This window comes from Candidatus Accumulibacter vicinus (genome assembly GCF_000584955.1).
Lineage (GTDB): Bacteria > Pseudomonadota > Gammaproteobacteria > Burkholderiales > Rhodocyclaceae > Accumulibacter > Accumulibacter vicinus.
On record NZ_JDSS02000027.1, the window covers coordinates 199653 to 222060 of the forward strand.

At 61.9% G+C, this 22408-nt stretch carries 23 protein-coding genes and 2 pseudogenes; 13 read left to right on the plus strand and 12 right to left on the minus strand.

Annotated features, from left to right (window positions below; translation table 11 throughout):
- From CAPSK01_RS22960 to CAPSK01_RS13435, 11 genes and pseudogenes are all read left to right on the plus strand, one after another.
- Positions 1-148: pseudogene (locus CAPSK01_RS22960) on the plus strand (phospho-N-acetylmuramoyl-pentapeptide-transferase); the annotation flags it as partial.
- A 1-nt stretch (position 149) separates the two neighbouring features.
- Positions 150-1517 carry a UDP-N-acetylmuramoyl-L-alanine--D-glutamate ligase gene (gene murD, locus CAPSK01_RS13390; protein ID WP_034927461.1) on the plus strand — a complete coding sequence of 456 codons (1368 nt, stop codon included), beginning with the start codon at positions 150-152 and terminating at the stop codon, positions 1515-1517.
- Positions 1517-2677 carry a putative lipid II flippase FtsW gene (gene ftsW, locus CAPSK01_RS13395; RefSeq protein WP_034927463.1) on the plus strand — a complete coding sequence of 387 codons (1161 nt, stop codon included), beginning with the start codon at positions 1517-1519 and terminating at the stop codon, positions 2675-2677. The genes murD and ftsW overlap by 1 nt, the downstream gene beginning before the upstream one ends.
- A gap of 40 nt (positions 2678-2717) precedes the next feature.
- A complete protein-coding gene (murG, locus tag CAPSK01_RS13400; RefSeq protein ID WP_034927467.1) occupies positions 2718-3776 on the plus strand; it encodes an undecaprenyldiphospho-muramoylpentapeptide beta-N-acetylglucosaminyltransferase in 1059 nt (352 codons plus the stop codon).
- The gene (murC, locus tag CAPSK01_RS13405; RefSeq protein WP_034927470.1) at positions 3773-5167 is read left to right on the plus strand and encodes a UDP-N-acetylmuramate--L-alanine ligase; all 1395 of its coding nucleotides are present in this window, start codon (positions 3773-3775) and stop codon (positions 5165-5167) included. The genes murG and murC overlap by 4 nt, the downstream gene beginning before the upstream one ends.
- A 10-nt stretch (positions 5168-5177) precedes the next feature.
- A complete protein-coding gene (locus CAPSK01_RS13410) occupies positions 5178-6104 on the plus strand; it encodes a D-alanine--D-alanine ligase (protein WP_034927474.1) in 927 nt (308 codons plus the stop codon).
- 3 nt (positions 6105-6107) lie between these two features.
- Positions 6108-6860 carry a cell division protein FtsQ/DivIB gene (locus CAPSK01_RS13415; RefSeq protein WP_034927477.1) on the plus strand — a complete coding sequence of 251 codons (753 nt, stop codon included), beginning with the start codon at positions 6108-6110 and terminating at the stop codon, positions 6858-6860.
- Positions 6857-8086, plus strand: coding sequence for a cell division protein FtsA (ftsA, locus tag CAPSK01_RS13420; protein WP_034927479.1), 1230 nt, complete (start codon positions 6857-6859; stop codon positions 8084-8086). Before CAPSK01_RS13415 ends, ftsA begins: the two co-directional genes overlap by 4 nt.
- A 66-nt stretch (positions 8087-8152) precedes the next feature.
- A complete protein-coding gene (ftsZ, locus tag CAPSK01_RS13425) occupies positions 8153-9316 on the plus strand; it encodes a cell division protein FtsZ (protein ID WP_034927482.1) in 1164 nt (387 codons plus the stop codon).
- Positions 9317-9411: 95 nt separating this feature from the next.
- Positions 9412-10341, plus strand: coding sequence for a UDP-3-O-acyl-N-acetylglucosamine deacetylase (gene lpxC, locus CAPSK01_RS13430; RefSeq protein WP_034927486.1), 930 nt, complete (start codon positions 9412-9414; stop codon positions 10339-10341).
- A 5-nt stretch (positions 10342-10346) separates the two neighbouring features.
- Positions 10347-10535, plus strand: a complete 189-nt coding sequence (locus tag CAPSK01_RS13435; protein ID WP_034927489.1) for a hypothetical protein — start codon at positions 10347-10349, stop codon at positions 10533-10535.
- On the opposite strand, the gene CAPSK01_RS13440 is transcribed toward CAPSK01_RS13435, so the two are convergent.
- Positions 10522-10959 (minus strand): DciA family protein, encoded by a 438-nt coding sequence (locus CAPSK01_RS13440; RefSeq protein WP_273703667.1) that lies wholly within the window; start codon positions 10957-10959, stop codon positions 10522-10524. The genes CAPSK01_RS13435 and CAPSK01_RS13440 overlap by 14 nt on opposite strands.
- 302 nt (positions 10960-11261) lie before the next feature.
- Here CAPSK01_RS13440 and CAPSK01_RS13445 point away from each other — a divergent pair, with 302 nt between their 5' ends.
- A complete protein-coding gene (locus tag CAPSK01_RS13445; RefSeq protein ID WP_034927495.1) occupies positions 11262-11891 on the plus strand; it encodes a Crp/Fnr family transcriptional regulator in 630 nt (209 codons plus the stop codon).
- 84 nt (positions 11892-11975) lie between these two features.
- On the opposite strand, the gene CAPSK01_RS13450 is transcribed toward CAPSK01_RS13445, so the two are convergent.
- The 11 genes from CAPSK01_RS13450 to CAPSK01_RS13500 form a co-directional block, all read right to left on the minus strand.
- Complete coding sequence (locus tag CAPSK01_RS13450; RefSeq protein ID WP_273703668.1) at positions 11976-12938, minus strand: DMT family transporter; 963 nt, start codon at positions 12936-12938, stop codon at positions 11976-11978.
- Positions 12939-12971: 33 nt separating this feature from the next.
- Entirely contained in the window at positions 12972-13424 is a 453-nt protein-coding gene (locus tag CAPSK01_RS13455) for an SCP2 sterol-binding domain-containing protein (protein ID WP_034927500.1), read from the minus strand.
- A 32-nt stretch (positions 13425-13456) separates the two neighbouring features.
- A complete protein-coding gene (locus CAPSK01_RS13460) occupies positions 13457-14344 on the minus strand; it encodes a U32 family peptidase (protein WP_034927503.1) in 888 nt (295 codons plus the stop codon).
- 8 nt (positions 14345-14352) lie between these two features.
- Positions 14353-15366, minus strand: coding sequence for a peptidase U32 family protein (locus CAPSK01_RS13465; protein ID WP_034927506.1), 1014 nt, complete (start codon positions 15364-15366; stop codon positions 14353-14355).
- A 98-nt stretch (positions 15367-15464) separates the two neighbouring features.
- Positions 15465-15731, minus strand: a complete 267-nt coding sequence (gene minE, locus CAPSK01_RS13470) for a cell division topological specificity factor MinE (protein WP_034927629.1) — start codon at positions 15729-15731, stop codon at positions 15465-15467.
- A 2-nt stretch (positions 15732-15733) separates the two neighbouring features.
- Positions 15734-16555, minus strand: coding sequence for a septum site-determining protein MinD (gene minD, locus CAPSK01_RS13475; RefSeq protein WP_034927509.1), 822 nt, complete (start codon positions 16553-16555; stop codon positions 15734-15736).
- A gap of 103 nt (positions 16556-16658) precedes the next feature.
- Positions 16659-17432, minus strand: coding sequence for a septum site-determining protein MinC (gene minC / locus CAPSK01_RS13480; RefSeq protein WP_034927512.1), 774 nt, complete (start codon positions 17430-17432; stop codon positions 16659-16661).
- Positions 17433-17616: 184 nt separating this feature from the next.
- The gene (locus CAPSK01_RS13485) at positions 17617-18774 is read right to left on the minus strand and encodes an FAD-dependent monooxygenase (protein WP_034927515.1); all 1158 of its coding nucleotides are present in this window, start codon (positions 18772-18774) and stop codon (positions 17617-17619) included.
- The gene (locus tag CAPSK01_RS13490; RefSeq protein ID WP_034927518.1) at positions 18767-20074 is read right to left on the minus strand and encodes an aminopeptidase P N-terminal domain-containing protein; all 1308 of its coding nucleotides are present in this window, start codon (positions 20072-20074) and stop codon (positions 18767-18769) included. The genes CAPSK01_RS13485 and CAPSK01_RS13490 overlap by 8 nt, the downstream gene beginning before the upstream one ends.
- Complete coding sequence (gene murU, locus CAPSK01_RS13495; RefSeq protein ID WP_034927522.1) at positions 20052-20762, minus strand: N-acetylmuramate alpha-1-phosphate uridylyltransferase MurU; 711 nt, start codon at positions 20760-20762, stop codon at positions 20052-20054. The genes CAPSK01_RS13490 and murU overlap by 23 nt, the downstream gene beginning before the upstream one ends.
- Positions 20762-21784 carry a phosphotransferase gene (locus CAPSK01_RS13500; RefSeq protein ID WP_034927525.1) on the minus strand — a complete coding sequence of 341 codons (1023 nt, stop codon included), beginning with the start codon at positions 21782-21784 and terminating at the stop codon, positions 20762-20764. Before CAPSK01_RS13500 ends, murU begins: the two co-directional genes overlap by 1 nt.
- A 292-nt stretch (positions 21785-22076) precedes the next feature.
- On the opposite strand from CAPSK01_RS13500, the pseudogene CAPSK01_RS22965 reads away from it, so the two are divergent.
- A pseudogene (locus CAPSK01_RS22965) lies at positions 22077-22408 on the plus strand (hypothetical protein); the annotation flags it as partial.

The window sequence follows — 22408 nt, forward strand, 5'->3', positions numbered from 1 at the left end:
GAGCGGCGGCCGGCGGATTTTCCGCATGGCGCCGCTCCACCACCATTTCGAACTTGGCGGCTGGAAAGAGACGCAGGTGGTCGTCCGCTTCTGGATCATCACCATCATGCTGGTGCTGGTCGGCCTGTCGACTCTGAAGCTGCGCTGACATGGACCTTCGGGGAAAACGGACACTCGTCGTCGGCCTCGGCGAAAGCGGACGGGCGATGGCCAGGTGGCTGGCACGGCAGGGGGCAGTGGTCCGCGTCGCCGATAGTCGCGAGACTTCACCGCGAACCGCTGCGCTACGAACCGCCGTGCCCGAGGCAACCTTGTTTGCCGGCCCGTTTGCGCCGGCAGCCTTTGCCGGGGTTGAGCTGATCGCCATTTCTCCCGGCGTCCCGAGGCAGGAAGCACTGGTTCAGGAGGCGGTGGCACTTGGCGTTCCGGTGGTTTCCGAGATCGAACTGTTTGCCTGCGGCCTGCGCCAGTGGTCGCCACAGGCGCAGGTGATTGCGATTACCGGCAGCAATGGCAAGACCACCACCACCGCACTGACCGGTGCCCTGTGCCGTGCCGCTGGTCGCAGCACGGCGGTTGCCGGCAACATTGGCCCGGCGGCACTGGACGCTTTGATGCATGCGATCGACCGCAACGAGCTGCCGGTCGTCTGGGTGCTGGAACTGTCGAGTTTTCAGCTTGAAGCGACGCAGACGCTGGCGGCGGCGGCGGCAACCGTGCTCAATATCAGCGAGGATCATCTCGATCGCTACAACAGTCTCGACGATTACGCCAGCAGCAAAGTGCGCATCTTCCAGGGCGGCGGCGTCATGGTCCTCAATCGTGACGATGCCCGCAGCCTGGCGGCAGCCCGCGACGAGCGCGAGGTCGTGACCTTCGGTCTCAATCCGCCTGCGCGCCGCTCTGACTACGGGCTTGTGGATGACTGCATCGTGCGCGGCGGCGAGCAACTCGTCAAGCTTGCCGACCTGAAACTCGTTGGGCGCCATAATGCAGCCAATGCGATGGCCGCACTGGCCTTGTGCGCGGCGATCGGTATCGAGCCGCGCTCGGTGTTGCCGGCGCTGAAGGCTTTCAGCGGCCTTTCGCATCGCGTCGAGTGGGTCGCCGAAATCAATGGGGTCAGCTATTTCGACGATTCGAAAGGAACCAATGTCGGCGCAACGCTGGCGGCAGTTCAGGGCCTGGGTCGCCCGCTGGCGATCATTCTGGGCGGTGACGGCAAGGGCCAGGACTTCGCGCCCCTGAAAACCGCCATCGACCAGCATGCGCGCGCCGCAGCCCTGATCGGACGCGATGCGCCGGCCATTGCTGCCGCTCTGCAGGATTGCCGGGTTCCTTTGCAATATTGCGCCGACATGGCAGCAGCCGTCCGCTGGTGTGCTACGCAAACGCAAATTGGTGATGCCGTGCTGCTTTCTCCGGCCTGCGCCAGCATGGACATGTATCGTGACTACGTGCATCGCGCCGAAGCATTCATTGCCGCCGTGCGGGCCATCGAAAAGGAGGCTGCCTGATGTTGGGAACCCTGGGCTCGCCGCGCCGCCTGCCGTCGGAAATCGACCTGGCGCTGCTGTGGAGCACCTTGATGCTGCTGGTGATCGGCATGGTCATGGTCTATTCGGCCTCGATGGCGACGGCCGAGGCCGGCCGCCAGACCGGCAATCAGCCAGCCTATTTCCTGGTGCGGCATGCGGCTTTTCTGATCATTGCACTGGTCGCCGCCGCTGTCACCTTCCAGATCCGGCTATCGACCTGGCAACGCTGGTCGCCGTGGCTCTTTGTCGCCGGCTTTGCGTTGCTGGCGCTGGTGCTGATTCCGGGGATTGGCCGTGAGGTCAATGGGGCACGCCGCTGGCTTCCGCTCGGGATCGTCAATCTGCAGCCGTCCGAATTGATGAAGCTGTTTGCGGTCCTTTACGCAGCTGACTACACCGCCCGCAAGATGCCACACATGCATGACCTGAAGAGAGCCTTCCTGCCCTTGGCCAGTGCGATGGTCGCGGTGGGCATCCTGCTGCTCAAGGAACCTGACTTCGGGGCCTTTGTAGTGGTCATTTCGATTGCCATGGGGATTCTTTTCCTCGGGGGGATGCGGGCGCGTCTGTTCGTGGTCCTGATCCTCGTGCTGGCCGCCGCTTTTGCCGCACTGATCGTTTTTTCACCCTACCGACGTGATCGCATATTTGGTTTCATGGATCCGTGGGCCGACGCCTTTGGTCGCGGCTACCAGCTATCGCATGCCCTGATCGCCTTCGGACGAGGCGAATTGTTCGGTGTCGGCCTCGGCGCGAGTGTCGAAAAGCTGTTCTATCTGCCCGAGGCGCACACCGATTTTCTGCTCGCGGTGATTGCCGAAGAACTCGGCTTTGTTGGCGTTCTGGTGGTCATTGTCTTGTTCGGCCTGCTGATCCAGCGCGCCTTCGTGATCGGTCGTCAGGCTGTGGCCCTTGAGCGCCTGTATTCCGCGCTGGTGGCACAAGGAATTGGCGTCTGGCTGGGCGTGCAGAGTTTCATCAACATGGGGGTGAACATGGGCCTGCTGCCGACCAAGGGGCTGACACTGCCCCTGATGAGTTTCGGCGGCTCGGGCATTCTGGCCAACTGCGTGGCGCTGGCGGTCCTGTTGCGAATCGATTGGGAAAATCGCCAGTTGATGCGCGGAGCAAAAGTATGAGTGCGCGCAGCTTTGCCGTCTCGACTTTGGCGGTTCCGGCATGAACAGAACCTTGCTGGTCATGGCGGGGGGGACTGGCGGACACGTCTTTCCGGCTCTGGCCGTGGCCGATCTGCTCAAGAGCCGGGACTGGCGCGTCGTCTGGATGGGGGCGCCGGATGGCATGGAAGCACGACTCGTTCCTGCGCATGGCTACGAGATGGCCTGGGTGCGTTTTGCCGCGTTGCGCGGCAAGGGCTTGCTGCGGAAACTGCAGCTGCCATTCCATTTATTGACCGCCTGCTGGCAGGCACGGCGCGAGATTCGCCGGATCAGACCGGATGTAGTTCTCGGGATGGGCGGCTACGTCAGCTTTCCCGGTGGCCTGATGGCAGCGTTGCTCGGTCGCCCGCTGATCATTCATGAGCAGAACTCGATCGCCGGCCTGGCCAACCGGGTGCTCGCCAGATTTGCCAGGCGGGTCGCCTGCGGTTTTCCGAATGCGTTGCCGAGTGGTGTCTGGGTTGGCAATCCGCTGCGTCCGGAGATGAATCATCTGCCTGCGCCGGCACAGCGTCTTGCCGGTCGCGAAGCGCCGGTGCACCTACTGGTTCTCGGCGGCAGCCAGGGAGCCGTTGCGCTGAATGAAATCGTGCCGCAGGGCCTGGCCCTGATCGATGCCGACCAGCGGCCCTTGGTGGTGCATCAGGCCGGAGAGAAGCATCTGGCACAATTACGGGAGAATTACGTAGCCGTTGCGGTGCAGGCACACTGTGTTGCTTTCATCGAAGACATGGCCGGCGCGTACGAGTGGGCTGACCTGGTGATCTGTCGCGCGGGTGCACTGACCATCGCCGAACTGGCGGCTACCGGCGTGGCCAGTGTTCTGATCCCCTTTCCACACGCGGTGGACGATCATCAGACATGCAACGCGAACTTCCTGTCGCTGGCCGGTGCGGCCATCTTGCTGCCCCAGGAGCAGATGACTCCGGAAGCGATCAGCGAGCTTTGCAAGTGTCCGCGCAGTCGCCTCCAGGAAATGTCGGAAAGAGCCCGTGAACTGGCCAAACCCGAGGCGACGGCGGCGCTTGCCCGGATGTGCGAGGAGCTTGTCAAGTGAAACACAAGGTCAAGAATATCCACTTTGTCGGGATCGGCGGCGCCGGTATGAGCGGTATTGCCGAAGTACTGGCAAACCTCGGTTTTTCGGTCAGCGGTTCGGACCTGACCGACAGTTCGACGACCAGACACCTGGCCGCCCTCGGCGTGCGCACCGTGGTCGGACATACGGCCGCTAATGTTGCCGTCGCTGATGCGGTGGTGGTCTCTTCTGCAGTCAAGTCCGACAATCCCGAGGTGATCGCAGCACGCACCCGCAAGATACCGGTAGTACCGCGCGCGCAGATGCTGGCCGAACTGATGCGGCTCAAGCAGGGAATTGCCGTCGCCGGTACGCATGGCAAGACGACGACGACCAGCCTGGTGGCATCGATTCTTGCCGAAGGCGGCATGGACCCGACTTTCGTCATCGGAGGCCGTCTCAACGCCGCCGGTGCCAATGCCCGTCTGGGTTCAGGCGACTTTCTGGTGGCCGAGGCCGATGAGTCCGACGCGTCGTTTCTGCTGCTCTCGCCAGTGATCTCGATCGTCACCAACATCGACGCCGACCATATGGAAACCTATGGCCATGATTTCAGCCGGCTCAAGCAGTCCTTCGTCGATTTCCTGCAACGCCTGCCTTTCTACGGCGTCGCGGTGCTCTGTGCCGACGACGCCAATGTCCGTGAAATCATGCCGCTGGTCAGCAAGCAGATCGTCACCTACGGTCTCGATTCTTCGGCCAATTGCTATGCCGAGAACGTTGTGGCGGTCGATGGTCAGATGTGTTTCGATTGCGTGCGCGTCAACGGCAGCATCAACCGCCTGCCGGTCATACTCAATCTGCCGGGAAGACATAACGTCCTGAATGCCTTGGCAGCGATTGCGGTTGCTGGTGAACTGGGCGTTGCCGATGCCGCCATCACCAAGGCATTGAATGAATTCAGAGGGGTTGGAAGACGTTTTCAGCGCTATGGCGAGATTGCCCTGCCGCGCGGCGGACAATTCACGCTGGTCGACGACTACGGTCATCACCCGGTCGAGATGCGAGCGACGCTCGCGGCCGCGCGCGGCGCTTTCCCCGGTCGCCGTCTGTTGCTGGCTTTTCAGCCGCATCGCTATACCCGGACACGCGACTGCTTCGACGATTTCGTCAAGGTGCTCGGGGGGGCCGACGCGCTGGTGCTGAGCGAAGTGTATGCCGCGGGTGAACAGCCGATCGTTGCCGCCGATGGTCGAGCGCTGGCGCGTGCCTTGCGTGTCGCCGGCAAGGTCGAGCCGCTGTTTGTCGAGGCCATTGGCGATCTCCCGCAAGCGATTCTCGATGCCGCCCGCGATGGCGATGTGGTGATGACGATGGGTGCCGGGTCAATCGGCGCGGTTCCCGGCAAACTGGCTGCGGCTGCCGCTTAAGGTGAGGATAATGGACGCCCAGAATTTCGGCAAGGTTGCGGTACTTTTCGGAGGGCGCTCCGCCGAGCGCGAGGTTTCCCTGAACAGTGGCCGTCGCGTGCTGGCGGCGTTACAGCGGCAGGGTGTTGACGCGCATGGTTTCGACCCGGCGGTGCGCAAGCTCGACGAATTGGCGGCTTTCGAGCGCGCATTTATCGCGCTGCACGGGCGCTATGGCGAAGATGGCACGATCCAGGGGGTGCTCGAACTGATGGGCATTCCCTATACGGGTAGTGGCGTGCTGGCCTCGGCGCTGGGAATGGACAAATGGCGCAGCAAGTTGCTCTGGCGTGCCGAACGTTTGCCGGTGCCGGAATACGCGCTGCTCAGTGGCACCAGCGATCTTGCACAGGTAGCCGCAGAACTGGGGCTGCCGCTGTTCGTCAAGCCGGCCTGCGAGGGGTCGTCGATCGGCATCAGCAAAGTCAAGTGTGCCGGCGAACTTGGCGCGGCGTACGCAGAAGCCGCCAGACATGATTCACTGGTAATCGCCGAGCGTGCGATCCTGGGTGGCGAATATACGGTCGCCATTCTCGGCGATCAGGCTCTGCCGATCATCAAGATCGAGCCGGGTCGCGAATTCTATGATTACGAAGCCAAATACCTGCGCGACGATACCGCTTACCGCTGTCCCTGCGGTCTCCCGGAGAACCTGGAAGGCGAACTTCGCCAGCAGGCGCTCGAAGCATTCCGGATTCTGGGCGGTCGCGGCTGGGGTCGGGTCGATTTTCTGATGGACGAGGCGACGGTGACGGGCGAAAGTCGCGCCTACTTCCTGGAGGTAAACACCTCGCCAGGGATGACCGACCATTCGCTGGTGCCGATGGCTGCCCGCGCAGCCGGGATGAGTTATGACGAACTGGTGGTGCGCGTACTCGCACTTGCCACCCTGGGATGAGCGATGTGGCACAAACCGCACCTGCTGACGGCCGTCTCGGATCTGCTCTTCCTGGCAGGGACTGCTGCCTTGCTGGTCGCGGCCGTCGTATGGGGAACGCCACGTCTGCGATTGTTTCCTCTGGCCGAGGTGCAGGTGACACAGGAACTGCGGGAGGTGCGGCGCAGCGAGATCGAGCAGTCGCTGTCGGATTTGTTGCGCGGCAATTTCTTTACCGTCGATGTCGATGCACTGCGTCGGGCACTGGAGCAGTTGTCCTGGGTACGACGTGCCGAGGTCTGGCGGCGATGGCCGTCACACCTCGAGGTCCGTATCGAGGAACATCAGGCGGCCGCCCATTGGGGCGATGGGGATGGGCAACTGGTCAATACTTATGGCGAGCTTTTTCCGGCTTCGCTGTCACGGGAGCAGCCGCTTCCCCGGCTGAGTGGGCCGACGGGCTCCTCGGCCGAGGTTCTGCGACATTACGAGGAGTTCGCGCAGATCCTGAAACCCAGTGGTCGACTGCCGGCGCAGGTGGTTTTGTCGCCACGTCTGGCCTGGCTCCTGAAGCTGGAGGACGGCATGTTGATTGAACTCGGCCGTGAGCAGGCCAAGGCGCCGATCCGTATGCGCCTGCAGCGTTTCGTGGATTACTACCCGACTTTGTCGGACCCCCGCCATGGACGGCCGGTGGCGGTGGATATGCGGTATCCAAACGGTTTCGCATTGCGCTTTCCGGCCAGTGCAGGTCAAGAAATCAAAGGAAAGAAATGAGCAGGGATAGCAAGGATCTGATCGTCGGACTCGATATCGGCACGTCGAAGATTGTCGCACTGGTCGCCGAACTCACTCCGGAAGGACGAGTGAACGTCATCGGCATGGGTTCGCAGGAATCGAAGGGGCTGAAGAAAGGCGTCGTGGTCAACATCGAGGAGACCGTCGCCACCATTTCACGCGTTCTCCAGGAAGTTGAACTGATGGCCGACTGCAAGGTTCGCGACGTGTATACCGGCATCGCCGGCAGCCACATCAGAAGCTTCAACTCGAACGGAATGGTCGCCATCAAGGACAAGGAAGTCACGACGATGGACGTCGAAAGGGTGATTGAGACAGCGCGCGCCATGCCCATTCCCGCCGACCAGGAAATTCTGCACATTCTCACGCAGGAATTCATCATCGACGATCAGGATGGCATCCGCGAACCGATCGGCATGAGCGGCTTTCGCCTCGAGGTGAAGGTGCACATTGTGACCGGTGCGGTCTCGGCCGCCCAGAATATCGTCAAATGCGTTCGCCGCTGTGGGCTGGAGGTCAACGACCTGGTTCTGCAGCCGCTCGCGTCAAGCTGCGCAGTCCTCTCGGAGGACGAAAAGGACCTTGGCATCTGCCTGATCGACATCGGTGGCGGTACCACCGATCTGGCGGTGTGGACGCAGGGCGCCATTCGTCATACCTCGGTCATTCCGATCGCCGGTGACCAGATTACCAACGATATCGCAATGGCACTGCGTACGCCGACACGCGAGGCAGAAGACATCAAGCGCAAGTATGGCTGTGCGCTGGCCCATCTGGCGGACCCGGCCGACGTCCTCGACGTCGCCGGCGTCGACGACCGCCCTTCTCGCAAGCTGTCACGTCGGGCGCTGGCGGATGTCATTCAACCACGTGTCGAGGAACTGTATGAACTGATTCAAGCGGAACTCCGGCGTTCCGGTTTCGAGGATGTGTTGTCTTCCGGCATCGTGCTGACCGGCGGGGCTTCGGTGATGCCGGGGATGATCGAACTTGGCGAGGAGATTTTTCATATGCCGGTTCGCCTGGGCGTCCCCAAGTATCAGGGTGCCCTCTCCGACGTAGTTCAGAGCCCCCGCTTTGCGACCGCTTGCGGGTTGCTGCTTGAAGCACAGACGCAACGCAAGCGCGGCTTGAAGGTACGGGAAACACGCGATGTCAAACAGGTTTTCGGTCGCATGAAGTCGTGGTTCGAGAAGAACTTCTGAGGGGGTTGCTGACTATGATTACCGGTTTTTTGAAAATTTTTTGAACTTTTTGCAGAGGAGACGTGAATGTTTGAAATCATCGACAAGGAAGAAAGCGAACGGGATACCGTCATCAAGGTGATCGGAATCGGGGGGGCGGGTGGCAATGCTGTAGATCACATGATCCGTGAAGGGGTCAATGGGGTGGATTTCATTACCGCGAATACCGACTCGCAGGCACTCGGCCGCAGCATCGCCATTCATAAGCTGCAACTGGGCAAGACCGGCCTCGGCGCAGGCGCCAAGCCGGAAGCCGGGCGTAGCGCGGCGATCGAGGAGCGCGATGCCATCGTCGAGTCTCTCAAAGGCGCACACATGGTTTTCATCACCGCCGGCATGGGCGGCGGAACCGGCACCGGCGCCGCACCGATCGTTGCCGAAGTGGCCCGTGAACTTGGGGTGCTGACCGTCGCTGTGGTCACCAAGCCGTTCGGATTCGAAGGCAAGCGCCTGAAAGTGGCAGATGTCGGGATTGCCGAGTTGCAGAAGCACGTCGATTCGCTGATCGTCATTCTCAATGACCGGCTGATGGACGTTCTCGGGGATGATGTTTCCATGGACGACGCCTTCAAGGCCGCGGATAACGTCTTGCGTAACGCGGTTGGCGGGATTGCCGAAATCATCAACTTTCCAGGATTGGTCAACGTCGACTTCGAAGACGTAAGAACGGTCATGGGCGAGATGGGGATGGCCATGATGGGCTCCGCGAACGCTGCCGGGGTCGACCGGGCGCGGATCGCTGCAGAACGCGCCGTTTCATCTCCGCTTCTCGAAGGTGTCAACCTTTCAGGCGCCAAGGGGGTACTGGTTAACATCACCGCCACGCGTTCCCTGAAAATGAAGGAAGTCAATGAAGTGATGACCACCGTCCGTGCCTTTGCGGCGGACGACGCGCACATCATCTTCGGCGCCGTTTATGACGAAAATATGGGCGAGGAAATTCGTGTGACGGTGGTGGCCACCGGTCTTGGCCAGGCACAGGCCAAACGCTTCGAGGTGATCAACAGCGTGGTCAACCAGGGTACCGGCACCGATGGCCGGTTCTCGCACTCTGCGAACATTGACTACTCGTCGCTCGATCAGGTGCCGGCAATCGTTCGCAAGGGGCGCAGCGCAACCGTCGAAGCGCTGGCCAATAGCGGTGTGGACCGCTACGATATTCCAGCATTTCTAAGGAAACAAGCTGACTAGGCCGCGCAAGTCCTCATTTTCCTGCCAGGATTGGCGAGTTCCAGAGCCGCTCAGGGTGTGTTAGAATTCGCCAATTTCATCGTTATTTCAGACACATGTTAAAGCAGCGAACGCTCAAGTCGATGGTCCGCGCGGCCGGCGTCGGCCTGCATTCCGGGGTCAAGGTGAGCATCAGCTTGCGCCCGGCTGCTCCGGGCACGGGCATCGTCTTTCGGCGAATTGATCTCGATCCGGTGGTTGACTTGCCGGCATCAGCCCTGCTCGTCGGCGATACGCGCATGTGCTCGTGCCTGGAGCGCGACGGCGTCAAGGTCGGGACCGTCGAACACCTGATGTCGGCTTTCGCGGGTCTGGGGGTCGACAACGCCTTTGTCGACCTCGATGCCGCCGAAGTGCCGATTCTCGATGGTTCGGCCTCACCGTTTGTCTTCCTCATTCAGTCGGCCGGGATTGAAGAACAACCGGTGGCCAAGCGCTTCATCCGGATCATACGTCCGATCGAAGTGCGCGAAACGGACCCGTCGGGCGAAAAATGGGCGCGTCTCGACCCCTACGATGGGTTCCGCCTGTCGTTCTCGATCGGTTTCAACCATCCGGCGATCGATCGCACCGGTCAGCAGGTGACCATCGATTTTGCCAAGCACTCTTATATCCGTGAAGTGGCGCGGGCGCGGACCTTCGGCTTCATGCAGGAGGTCGAGTGGCTGCACGAAAACGGTCTCGCACAAGGCGGAGGCCTGGAAAATGCGGTCGTGCTCGACGAGTACCGGGTGTTGAACGCCGATGGTCTGCGTTACAGCGATGAGTTCGTCAAGCACAAGGTGCTCGACGCCGTCGGCGACCTCTACCTGCTCGGCCATCCCTTGCTGGCTTCATTCAGTGCTCATAAATCCGGGCACGCGCTGAACAATGCGCTGGCCCGGGCACTTCTGGCCACCCCGGCAGCCTGGGAGTATGTCAGCTTCGAGGACCGCGAGCTGGCACCAGCAACCGTCTCGCACTGGCTGACCTTGCCAGCCTTCTGACACGTATGTGGCTGTTGCGTCTGCTGGCGGTATTGACGGGGCTCACCGTTGCTGGCAGCGTGGTGGCCTTTCTGTTCACCCGCGATGCGCGCTATCTGCAGTTCGCCTGGCGCCTGTTTCGCTATTCATTGATCGTCGCACTGCTGGTTTTCGCGTTGATGATCCTTGAGCGGGTGGCGGTCATTCCTGTCTAGCCGCACGTGCCAGCAGGCCTTCGACTGCCGTTCGCAATCCCGATAATGCCGGCAGCGAATCGCGCAATGCCGCCAACTCCTGGCTGGTTCTGGCGCTGAGTGGCTTCTGCGTCGGCGCAGGGATCGCTGCATGCTCTGGTCGGGCCTGTACCTTGACCAGCACGCTGGTGCATTCGAGTCCCCGCTTCGACAGTTCGTTGGCCAGCGTTGGCGCCAACTGGCGCAGCTTGGTGGCCACTGCGCCATTGCTGGCGTGAATCACCACGGCTCGCGATTTGTAATTGGCCACGCAACTGGCTTCGCCCAGATGCGCCGGAACAATCTCCTGATAGAGACCGGCCAGTTTGACCAGGAGTCGCGCGTGCGCCAGCACCTTGCCGGCGCCCTCGGTTCCTTCAAGATAGTTCAGCAGCAAATCTGCCATCAGGAACACCGAAAGCCTGCATCGCGCAGGCAGGTGAAGGTGGACTGGAGCGTGGAACGAGGCTTGAATACACTTGAAGACGCAAGGCAACGCATTTTGATTTGGCTATCCAGCAAGGTCCCAAGATGAAGCCATGGTAGCAACTGGCGCCGGGATCGTCTACCAGAAGAAGCCCGCCAGCATGCGCTCGAGCGCACCAATACCGACATCGGGCAAAGACAAGCGATATAATCCCCACCATGGCTGTACATCCTCTTCTTTTGCAGCAATTTCCGCTACTTAACTCTCTTCCCGCAGATCAGTTGGAACGGCTTGCCGGTCAGGCCAGTACCCAGACCTTCGCCAAACGGGAGGTGGTACTACCGAAATCCAGTGCCCCACGTAACCTGTGTTTCCTGGTCAATGGTCGTCTGCAGGCGATCGACTTTACCCTCGACGGGAGGGAAGTCGGCCTTTATTTCATCGATCCAGGCGACTATTTTGCAGAATTGGCTCTGATCGACGGTCAGACACAGCCGGAACTGGTGATCTCCAATAGCGTATCCCAGGTCGTGTTCGTTCCGGGCGCCGAGATTCGCCCCTTGTTGTTCTCGACGCCTTTGATGGCCGAAGCCCTGTGTCGGCGCTTGGCGCAAAGAGTGCGCATCCAGGTGAGCCATCGCCAGATTCTGGGTTTGAACAATCCCTTGCAACGCATCTGCGCACATCTCGAACTCCTGACCATGGGGGGGGACGGCAACCGGCGCATTCTCAAGGCACCGACGCACCAGGAGATCGCCATCATGGTCAGTCTGACTCGTGAAACGGTCACGCGCACTTTTCAGGTACTGCAAACCAAGGGGGTGTTGACTCGGGAAGGAGAAGACCTGCTGGTGGATACCGCCAAATTGTCGGAACTGTCAAGCAGCCGTGGGACTGGCGGTAGCGATTGACGGCGGCACGCATCGGCGCCTGCCTGGTGTTCCCGATGGTTGAAAGACTGTCGGCAAGGAAAGATTGATCCACTGATAACCCGCTCAGGCCGGACGAAATGCCCGCACGCCGAGAAGCACGCCAGCGATCAGCAAGGCAATACCGATCAGTGCCGTGTTGCCGGGAAAGGCGCCGCGCCAGATGAAGGCGTAGGCAAAAGCGGCAAGCGTTTCGAAAACAATCAATTGGCCGGCAAGGGCGGTCGGCAGCAGTTTGCTGGCGCGATTCCAGAGCAGCGTACCGAGCCACGACGCGCACAGTCCCAGGGTCAGCATCAGACCGATATAGCGTAGCGCTTGTGGTCCGAACGGGAAGTCGAAGCCGCTGCGCCCACGGAAGTACAGACCGGCAACAGCCATGCCAATGACCGCCAGCGGCAGCGTCACCAGGCCCTGGGCGATCGCCCAGGTACCTGAAGCGAGCGCCGGTCGCTGGCGCAACCAGCGGGAATTGCGGATCGGGTACCAGGTCCAGGCAACGAGCGCAGCGATCGCGAGCAGCGCCCCCAGGAAATGATCATGACGGCTGCGCTGCCCATCGAGCAGTGCCATCTCATGGCTGTTCACCAGCGCGATGCCCGTCGAGATGACCGCCAGCGAAGGCAGCAGGCGACGCCAGGGCAAGGCTTCGGCACCGAAGTTGGCGACAATCGCAATGACGATCGGCAACGTGCCGATGAGCATCGTCGGCAAAGGGGCGCCGGCGAGCTGGATCGCCGCCGAGAGAAAAAGATAGTAGAGGAGGTTGCCGACCAGCGCCAGTTCGCCAGCCATCAGCCAGTCCTGTTGCTGTAATTGTTGCAGGCGTGGCAGGTCGGCCCAGGCGAGCAGCAGCGCGATGACCCCGAAACCGAGGTAGCGCCCGAAAGAAAGCATTGCCGGCGGATAGTCGGGCAGCATCAGGGGGACGACGAACACCAGTCCCCACAGCAGGCCGGCGCCCATTGCGCAGGCTACGCCATCGACGAGCACGCGGCGGGCCGGCAACTCTGGCCGTAGCGTTCGCATGGCTGGCGCCGGCGTTGCCTGGTCCGCGCCGGGTCAGTGGCGAAAAATCGGCGCTTTCGTCAGTGGCGGCCACTCGACGGCGTCAAGCATGTTCTTGACCAGGAGGCCGAGTTCGGTGTCGCCGACGATCGACAGCTCGCGATTGAAGAAAAGCGTGTCCGGGTCTTCCTGGCGCACCAGCAGTTGCAGAAAAGCCGAGAGGTTGGCGCGAAAGCACAGATCCGGCACTTCCGGGACTCTGAACAGCGGTCGAAAAATGCCCCCGCGATAGCTGAACGACGCCTGTCCACCCGCGTCGAGCACTTCGATGACGAAGCAGCGGCCTTCAAGCAGCTCCAGACTGTCTGCCGGAAGCAGCCTCAACTTGGCGGCCGCGTTGAGTGCCGCTGCCAACGCCAGCGAGTGTGGCCATTGTGGCAGATGCGAGCCGATCGCCGAGACCAGGGTCGGCAGTCTGAAACGGGGAATCGAAAAACTATTGCTCATTGATAAGTTCCTTGCCGTGCTGTGACGGTAGCCTACGGGTGCTGCACGATGCCGGGATCGCCGAACCAGTAACCGTTGACCAGTCCTTCGCTGGACCAGTCGACGGGATCGGTGTTGACTGCCAAAGCCTGGCGTGCGGCGTCGAAAGCGCTAATGATCGCAGCCATTGCCTGCGGTTGCGGACTGATGCGGATGACCTCGATGCCCATACGCAGCAGTTCTGGGATCTGTGCCAACAGGTTGTAGGTCTGTGCCGACATCGTCTGAATGCCGTTGATGGCCAGGAACGGCTGTCCCTCACGGGTGTGCAGGGTGATTCCTTCGGGGTGGTCGAGACACTTGAACTGGCAATCGTCCTTGTTGAGGTGATAGCGACGGGCGGTGAAACAGCGTGCCGAGAAGGCCAGCGGCAGTCTGCCGAAAACGAAGACCTCGGTCTCGACGCCAGCCGGTCGACTGCGATGCAGCGCTTCGATCAACCGACGATCGCCCTCCAGCGGCGGCAGCCAGCGGCGCATGCCGTAGCGGGCAAAGGTGGCTAGCGCCGCTTCGTTGTAGATGTTCAGATGGGGGCCGGCGACAAAAGGACGGCCGGCGGCGAGGTTCACCGCGCCGAGGTCGTTGGCCTCGAACTGACAACCAGGGATTTCGCCGAGTTCGTCAAGCAGGCGACGCAGTGCCTTCAGATCGCTTTCCGATTCGAGCAGCGCCTGCGCGGAGATGACCACCTCTTTGCCGGCGTCGCTCAAGTCGCGCGCCAGGCCTAGCCAGTCGGCGATGCGAAGCTGCTGACGGCGCGAGCAAACCACTTCACCGACATAGACGATGTCGATCGCCGGGTGCTGCGCCATCTCGGCATAGAAATCGAAAACCTCATGTTTCGGCCAGAAGAAGAGCAGGGGTCCGAGAGCGAGTTTCATCCGGCCTCCTAGCGCCACGGACGGTTGTAGGCGCCCAGCGTCACCTGGCTGCCTTCGGCGACACGCGCCAGTTCAGACTGCCACGCCGGCTTGACGTGGAAGTGTTGCGCGTTCCTGGCGAGTTCATCGAGCGCAGCGCGCAAGGTGCGCGTGACCTGTGCGACATAGGCCGGGCTGCGCTGTCGCCCTTCGACCTTGATCGCGGCGATGCCGATGTTGGCGATCTTCGGCAGGATTTCCAGGACATTGAGGCTGGTCGGTTCTTCGAGTGCGTAGTAGGTTTCGCCGTCAACCTCGAAACGCCCCTTGCACAACGTCGGGTAACCAGCCGGCTCGTCGTCGCCGAAGCTATCGATCAGGATACCGTTCAGGCGGGTCGTCATCTGTCCCGGCGACCGGACCCACTGCACATACTTTGCCGGCGAACACGCACCGACGGTATTCGGCGATTCACCGGTTGCGTACGAAGACAGCCAGCAGCGTCCCTCGTTCATCACGCACAGGCTGCCGAATCCGAATACCTCGATTTCCACCGGCGTGTGGCGGATCACCGTCTCGACCTGCGCCAGCGTCAGCACGCGTGGCAGCACCGCGCGCCGGATACCAAACTCGCGGTGAGCAAAATTGACCGCCTCGTAGTTGGTTGCCGAGCCCTGCACCGAGAGGTGCAGGCGCAGGTCAGGGTGACGCCGGCTGGCGTAGTCGAGCAGTCCGACGTCGGCCAGGATCACCGCATCGACGCCAAGTTCGGCAGCACCATCGACGGCGTGCTGCCAGTCGGCAGTGCGTCCGGGTTGCGCAAAAGTGTTGATCGCCATCAGCACCCCGCGGCCTTGCGACTGCGCATAACGGATGCCTTCGGCCATCGCCTTCTGATCGAAATTGAGGCCGGCAAAATTACGCGCGTTGGTATCGTTGCGGTAGCCGAGATAGACCGCATCGGCGCCGTGGTCAACCGCCGCCTTGAGCGCCGGCAGGCTGCCGGCGGGACAAATCAGTTGGGGGATTTTCTGGCGCGGCATACGCGACCTCGTCGAGCGAAATACGCAGTATAGGCATGCCTGAAATGCAGCCCTTGATTCTCGTCAATTTGCTGCCGATTGCTCCCGCAAGCCGGCGATCAGAGTTTCCTGCCGCCTTCCGGCATGACGATGTTGACCTCCAGCACCTCGAAGTTTCCCTGTTTCTCCAACGACACCTTGATGTCCTCAGGGTTGACCGACACGTACTTCGCGATGACGGACATCAGCTCCTCCCGCAAGGCCGGCATGAAATCGGGCGTGCTGATGCTGCCATTGCGCTCGTGGGCAATGATCAGCTGCAGGCGTTCCCGGGCAATCGCTGCCGACTTGGGTTTGCTGCCGAAGATCAGGGAAAACAGGGACATGTTCATCTACTCCCGAACAGTCTCTTGAAGAGGCCTGGCTTTTCATAGTCGACGAAGCGCAGGGGAATGGTTTCGCCGAGAAAGCGACCCACCACGTCGAGATAGGCCCCGGCGACGTCGGTATCCGTCAGATGGATGACCGGGGTCCCCGAGTTCGATGACTGCAGCACGGCTTCGGACTCGGGAATGACGCCGATGATCGGTACGCGCAGGATCTCCTGCACATCCTTGAACGACAGCATTTCCCCTTCCATGACACGCTTGGGCGAATAGCGAGTGATCAGCAGGTGTTCCTTGACGGGTTCGCCCCCGAGCAGGGCGCGCCGCGACTTGGCCTGGATAATGCCGAGGATGCGGTCGGAGTCGCGCACCGAGGAGACCTCCGGGTTGCTGACGACCAGTGCTTCGTCGGCAAAGGTCAGGGCCATCACCGCACCGCGCTCGATCCCTGCCGGTGAATCACAAACGACATAGTCGAAACCCATGTGCTCGAGTTCCTTGAGCACCTTTTCCACTCCTTCTTCGGTCAGCGCATCCTTGTCGCGGGTCTGTGAGGCCGGCAGCACGAAGAGATGACCGTTGTCGCAATGTTTGTCCTTGATCAGAGCCTGGGTGAGTGTCGATTCGCCGTTGAGGACATTGACCAGGTCATAGACGACGCGGCGTTCACAACCCATGATCAGATCGAGGTTACGCAGGCCGACGTCAAAATCGATGACGGCAGTCTTGTATCCCCGCAGGGCGAGACCCGAAGCGAAGCTGGCGCTGGTGGTGGTCTTGCCGACTCCACCCTTGCCGGACGTTACGACGACGATACGTGTCACGGATTTTTCCCCGCAAATGAAAGAAGAGATTCTACCCGCAGAATATGTCTTCTGTTGAATGACTTGGCTATTCTCTGATGCCTCTCCACTCGCGCCATGGTCGCTAGTCGATGCGCAATGCTTCGACGATCAGAATGCTCGCTTCCTCGGCGGGTGTTTGCGCGAGTCTGATCTGCACCGGTTTATCGGCCAGTTCGACCGGAACGCCGCCATCGAAGGTTCGGTACAGCCCGGCTACCGAGACCAGTTCGGCATCGAAGCGGGTGCAGAAGATTCGGGCTCCGGCAGCGCCACTGGCTCCGGCGAGTGCGCGACCATGCAGGGGCGCGTAGATGTGAATGTGGCCATCGGCAATGACCTCGGCGCCGGCATTGACCGCAGCCAGAATCACCAGGTCGCCGCCACGTGCATAGATCTGCTGTCCTGAACGCAATGGCCGGTCGATGAACAGCGTCGGTGCGCTCACGGCCGCCAGCGCCGGTGGCGGTACGGCCTTGGGCGCGGACTCGGCGACCGCCGCTGCCGGTACTGATTCGTCGTTCGCAGCAACCGGACGTGTGCTGGTCGCGTAGGTCGGCAGGCCGGCGAAGGCCGCGCTGTGGCGGAGCTCCTCGCTGCCGCCGCGGACGCCGATGACGTTCAGACCGTGCATTTTCAGCACCTGTTTGACGCGTCGCCAGTCGGCTTCGGGCACATCGGCGAGTTGTGCCAGCTCGAGCAAAGCGGCATCACCGTCGAAAAAGTCATTGTCACCGAATAGCCGGCTGGCCGCCTCGGCCAAGGCTTCAGGCTGCAGGGAGCGCAGAGTGACTATGACTACTGGCAGTGTGGTGCCCTTGAACTCGATCAGTTGGATTGTCTTGTTTGTTCGCTGCATGGCACCGTCAGGAAGGTGATTGAATGGTCGTAATCATCGCGTCAGCCAGCGGCTGGAAAGCAGCGAAGTCTAGCTGAATCGACAACAAAGCGGAACACGCCGGCGCTCTGCCTGCGGCGGGCTTGCTGCATGCACTGGATCGAGCGGCCGCCAGATCGGCGGCCTGGGTACCGGCGTCGCGTGCTCAAGGCCAGGCCCTGGCTCCCCAGATCATGCGGCGGGCGATGAAGTGGCGTAGCGGCGGCAGCAGGTCGAGGGCCAGCAGACTCAGTCCGCGAGCGGCCCGCAGCGGTGCCAGATCATTGGAAAAGACGTGCACCAGGCCATCGGTAAACGCCATGCTGCCGCTGCGGTCGATGCGCCGGCGTCGAGCGTAGGCGGCCAGGGTGGCCCCGTCGCCGGCGTCGCTGCTGGCGCGCGTGCGCAGCATTTCGGCCAGTTCCCAGGCATCGCGCAGGCCGAGGTTGAAGCCTTGCCCCGAGACCGGGTGCAGACTTTGCGCGGCATTGCCGATCCACACCTGCCGGGGAGTGCTGAGCTGTTGGCGGACGCGCAGTGCGAGCGGAAAGCTGGCGCGCGGGCCGCTGCTGACGAAATCGACGCGACCGCCAAAGGATGTGCGCAGGGCGACGAGAAAGTGTTCTTCGTCGAGCTGCAGCAGCCTGCTGGCCTGTGCGGGCGGCACGCAGAATACCAGCGCGTAATCCGGACCCAGGGGCAGCAAGGCGAGAGGGCCGTCAGGGGTAAAACGTTCCCATGCCTGACGAGCGTGCGCAGCACGCGGGCGGACTTCGGCGACGACGGCGTGCTGGCAGTAATCGTACACCCTGACGCCGGCATCGTTGGCGGGAGTGCCTTCAGCATGGACGATCAGGCGTGCAGAGAGGCGGCTCGTGTCACCCCCACCATTCTCAAGCGTGATCTCGGCGGCTTCGCTGCCGAGGCGGATGGCGATGACCTCATGGCCGTTCAGCCGTTGCGAAGCCTCGATGCGCGCATCCAGGCTGGCCGCGAGATCACGGTAACGCAGCACGTAACCCAGCGCCGGAATGTCGTAATCCGCTGCGTCGATGAGCGTGCGGCCAAAGCCGCCACGTTGCGAGACGTGGATGGTTTCGATCGCTGTTCCGGCGTTGACATTCCATGCGCCGAGGCTTTCGAGAAGCTGTCGGGTCCCGTACGACAGCGCTAGTGCCCGTGGGTCACTGGCCCAGGCACCGCGCTGGCGGCTGTCGATCAGCAATACCCTGAACGGGCTACCGGCCAGCGCCAGCGCCAGTGTCATGCCGACCGGGCCGGCACCGACGATGGCAATGTCGACCGCATTGATGGGCTCAGTCATGGCGCATCACTTCCTCGATTTCGGCGACCGTTCTGGGTGCGCTGCTGTAGACCATGCAGCCGTCGGCGGTCAGCAGCAGATCGTCTTCAATGCGCACGCCGACGCCATGCAGCGCTTGCGGGACATTTGCGCCGGGACGAAAGTATAGGCCGGGTTCGACGGTCAGGGTCATGCCCGGCGTCAGTCTCACCCAGTCATCTGCAGCGGTACCGTTGCGGTACTCGCCGACGTCGTGGACGTCAAGACCCAGCCAGTGGCCAGTGCGATGCATATACCAAGGTTTATACGCTTCACTCTCGATGGCGCCGTCGACACTGCCGGCGATCAACTTGAGGTCGATCAGGCCTTGTGTGAGAACGTGCAGAGCCGCCTGGTGATAGTCCATGAACGACACCCCGGGGCGCACTGCGGCAATCGCTGCCTGCTGGGCGGCGAGGACGATTTCGTATACGTCGCGTTGTGCTGAACTGAATCGACCGTTGACCGGGAAAGTCCGGGTGATGTCGGAAGCGTAACCGGAAAGCTCGCAACCGGCATCGATCAGTACCAGCGAATGCGCGGCTAGCAAGCGATTGTTTTCAATATAGTGGAGGATGCAGGCATTGCTTCCCCCGGCGACGATCGGGGGGTAGGCGTGCCCGTTGGCACCACGGCGGCGGAATTCGTAGCTCAGTTCGGCTTCAAGTTCGTATTCGGCCATGCCCGGCCGGCAGGCGCGCATGGCGCAAGCGTGGCCGGCTGAAGCGATGTCGGCAGCGCGGCGCATGCAGTCGATTTCGTGTGCGTCCTTGGTCAGTCGCATCTGGTCGAGCAAGCTGCGCAGATCGCGGATTTCACCGGGGGCACGCGTGCCGCTGCGACTTTCGGCGCGCACTGCATTCAGCGCGCCGGCAATCCGGCGGTCCCAATCGGCGTCGTGGCCAAGCGAGTGCCAGAGCACGCTACGGTTGGCGATCAACTCGGGCAGCTTCTGTTCGAGACTGGCGATCGGATAAGCTTCGGAAAAGCCGAAGGCCTCGGCTGCAGTGGGTGGTCCGTAGCGGAAGCCGTCCCAGATTTCGCGCTCATGGTCTTTTTCTCGGCAGAAGAGGATTGACCGGGCGTCCTTGCCGCCGACCAGAACGATCGCTGCTTCAGGCTCGGGAAAGCCGCTCAGATACCAGAAGTAGCTGTCGAAACGATATGGGTAATGCGTGTCGCGGTTGCGCAGGCGCTCGGAGGCGGTGGGAATGACCGCGACGCCGTCACCGAGGCGGGCGAGAACCTGTTGGCGGCGTTCAGAGTAGGGTGGGTGATGCATGCGATCCTGCAAGCTCCATATCGAGTGCGGCGAGGCGTTCGGGGGTGCCGACGTCGACCCAGCGTCCGTGGTGTCGTTCACCACTGATGATTCCCCGGGCAATGCCTTCATCAAGCAGCGGACGCAGTTTCATCACCGTGCCGGCGGGGACGGAGGCAAAGAAATCCGGCCAGAAGACGCCGATGCCGGCGTAGGTCAGGGCCTCGCTGAGCGTGTCTGCGGCACTGAGCAAGGTCTCGCCGGCAAGGCGGAAATCGCCCGCAGGATGGTGCGGCGGGTTGTCGACCAGCAGCAGGTGGGCACGGCGCCGGTCGATCGCTTGCGCTGCCCGGTGCGCACGCGCGAAATCCCAGTCACACCAGATGTCGCCGTTGACCACCAGAAAAGGCTGTTTACCCAGCAGGGGTAAAGCGGCGGCGATACCCCCGGCGGTCTCCAGGGCGCCGACGGGTTCGCGGGAGTAGGCGATGTTGAGGCCAAAGGCGCTGCCGTCACCGAGTGCCGTTTCGATCTGCTCGCCTAGGTGGGCGTGGTTGATCACGACTTCGCGCCAGCCGGCTGCCGCCAGGCGTTGCAGGTGCCAGGCAATCAGCGCCTTGCCGCCGGCATGCAGCAGGGGTTTGGGCGTCGTATCGGTGAGTGGCCGTAGGCGCTCGCCGCGACCGGCGGCGAGAATCATTGCTTTCATCAGAAAGTGTAAGCGACTTCGGCCGGTTGCTGCTCGAGCGTATCAAGAAGGTGCGCAAGCGGTCGCAATTCTTTGTAGCGCTCGCAGGTCCGGCGCAGATAGCGCATCACCAGAGGCATATCCTTGAGGTAATCCTGTTTGCCGTCGCGGTGGCAGAGGCGGGCGAAAATGCCCAGCACCTTGAGCTGGCGTTGCGCACCCATCCATTCGTAGTCGCGGTAGAAGTCATGGAAGTCGGCGTGCACCGGCAGCCCGACCTGGCGCGCAGCTTCCCAGTAGCGGATCAGGAAATCGAGTTCCTGATCTTCCGGCCACCCGATGTAGGCGTCGCGATAGAGCGAGACGGGATCGTAGGTCACTGGACCATAGACGGCATCCTGAAAGTCCAGGATGCCGGGGTTGGCCGGAAAGCTGCCGTCAATGGCCATCAGATTGCGCGAATGGTAGTCGCGGTGGACGAAAACCTGTGGCTGCTTCAGGTTGTTGTCGAGCAGCGCGGCAAAAACCGCATCGAGTGTGTTCTGCATTTTGGCATCCGGCGGCAGGCCAAGGTGCCGCCCCAAGTACCAGTCGGGGAAGAGCGCGAGTTCACGGCTGAGCAGGCTGCGGTCATAGTCGGGAAGGACACCGGCGCGGCTGGCTCGCTGGATCGCCACGAGAGCGCAGTTGGCGTCACGATAGAGTTGCGGCGCGGCTCTTCTGTCCTGCAGGGCACTCAGGTAGGTGGTGCTGCCGAGATCGGAGAGCAGCAGAAAACCCTGCGCAAGATCTTGGGCGATGATTTTGGGGACATGCACCCCCGCTTCATGAAATAGCGACGCGATGTTTACGAAGGGATGGCAGTCTTCCTTTTCGGGCGGTGCGTCCATGATGATTCGTGTGCGCTGATCTGGCAGGGTGATGCGAAAATAGCGCCGGAAGCTGGCGTCGACCGAGGCGGGTTCGATGCGGATCTCATCGACCGGGAATTGTGGTTCAAAAAGCGTTTGAACCCAGTCTCGTAACAGTGCGGTACGCGGCATGCCGTTGCTCCTTGGCGTCGAAGTCGCATCAGCGACTCACCCCGACTCTCGCCCGCAAAGGCGCGTCGGGGGTGAGGAAACGGGCATGAACTTCAAGAGTCCGGGGTACCTGGAAAAATCATGGCCGTTGAACGATGATGCTAAAATGCCCTGATTTTAGCATCCGACCGGTGCCGCAAAGTACCTTCAGACGGAAACCCTCCTGACACATCCTTTAACCAACCCCTTCGGAATGACGTTTCCTTCTCGGCCCAGGCCGCTGACCCTGATCTTCTGCTGCAGTGTCGTTGGCATGCTTGCCCCAAGCCATGCCGACCAGGTTCGGGGGCAGGGTTCAGCACCATTCCGGGTCGATCCAGCCTTGCTGGGCTTGCCGCCGGTGAAACCGGGTGCCCAGCCGGAACCGCTGGCCCGGCCTTCGGCAGACACCAGGCCCGTGCACACCCCCGCAGTCGAGACACGGCCAATGCCGGTACCGCTTGCCCCCGCGCCGCAGGCCGACAGCGAACCGGGCAAGTCGTCGGCAGACACTACCGCAACCGTTTCGGGAACGGAAGGGCGCGTCCCCTTGGCGGATAGCCTCCCGAAAGCGCCGCCCGAGGTACCACAGGCGCCGGTGACAGG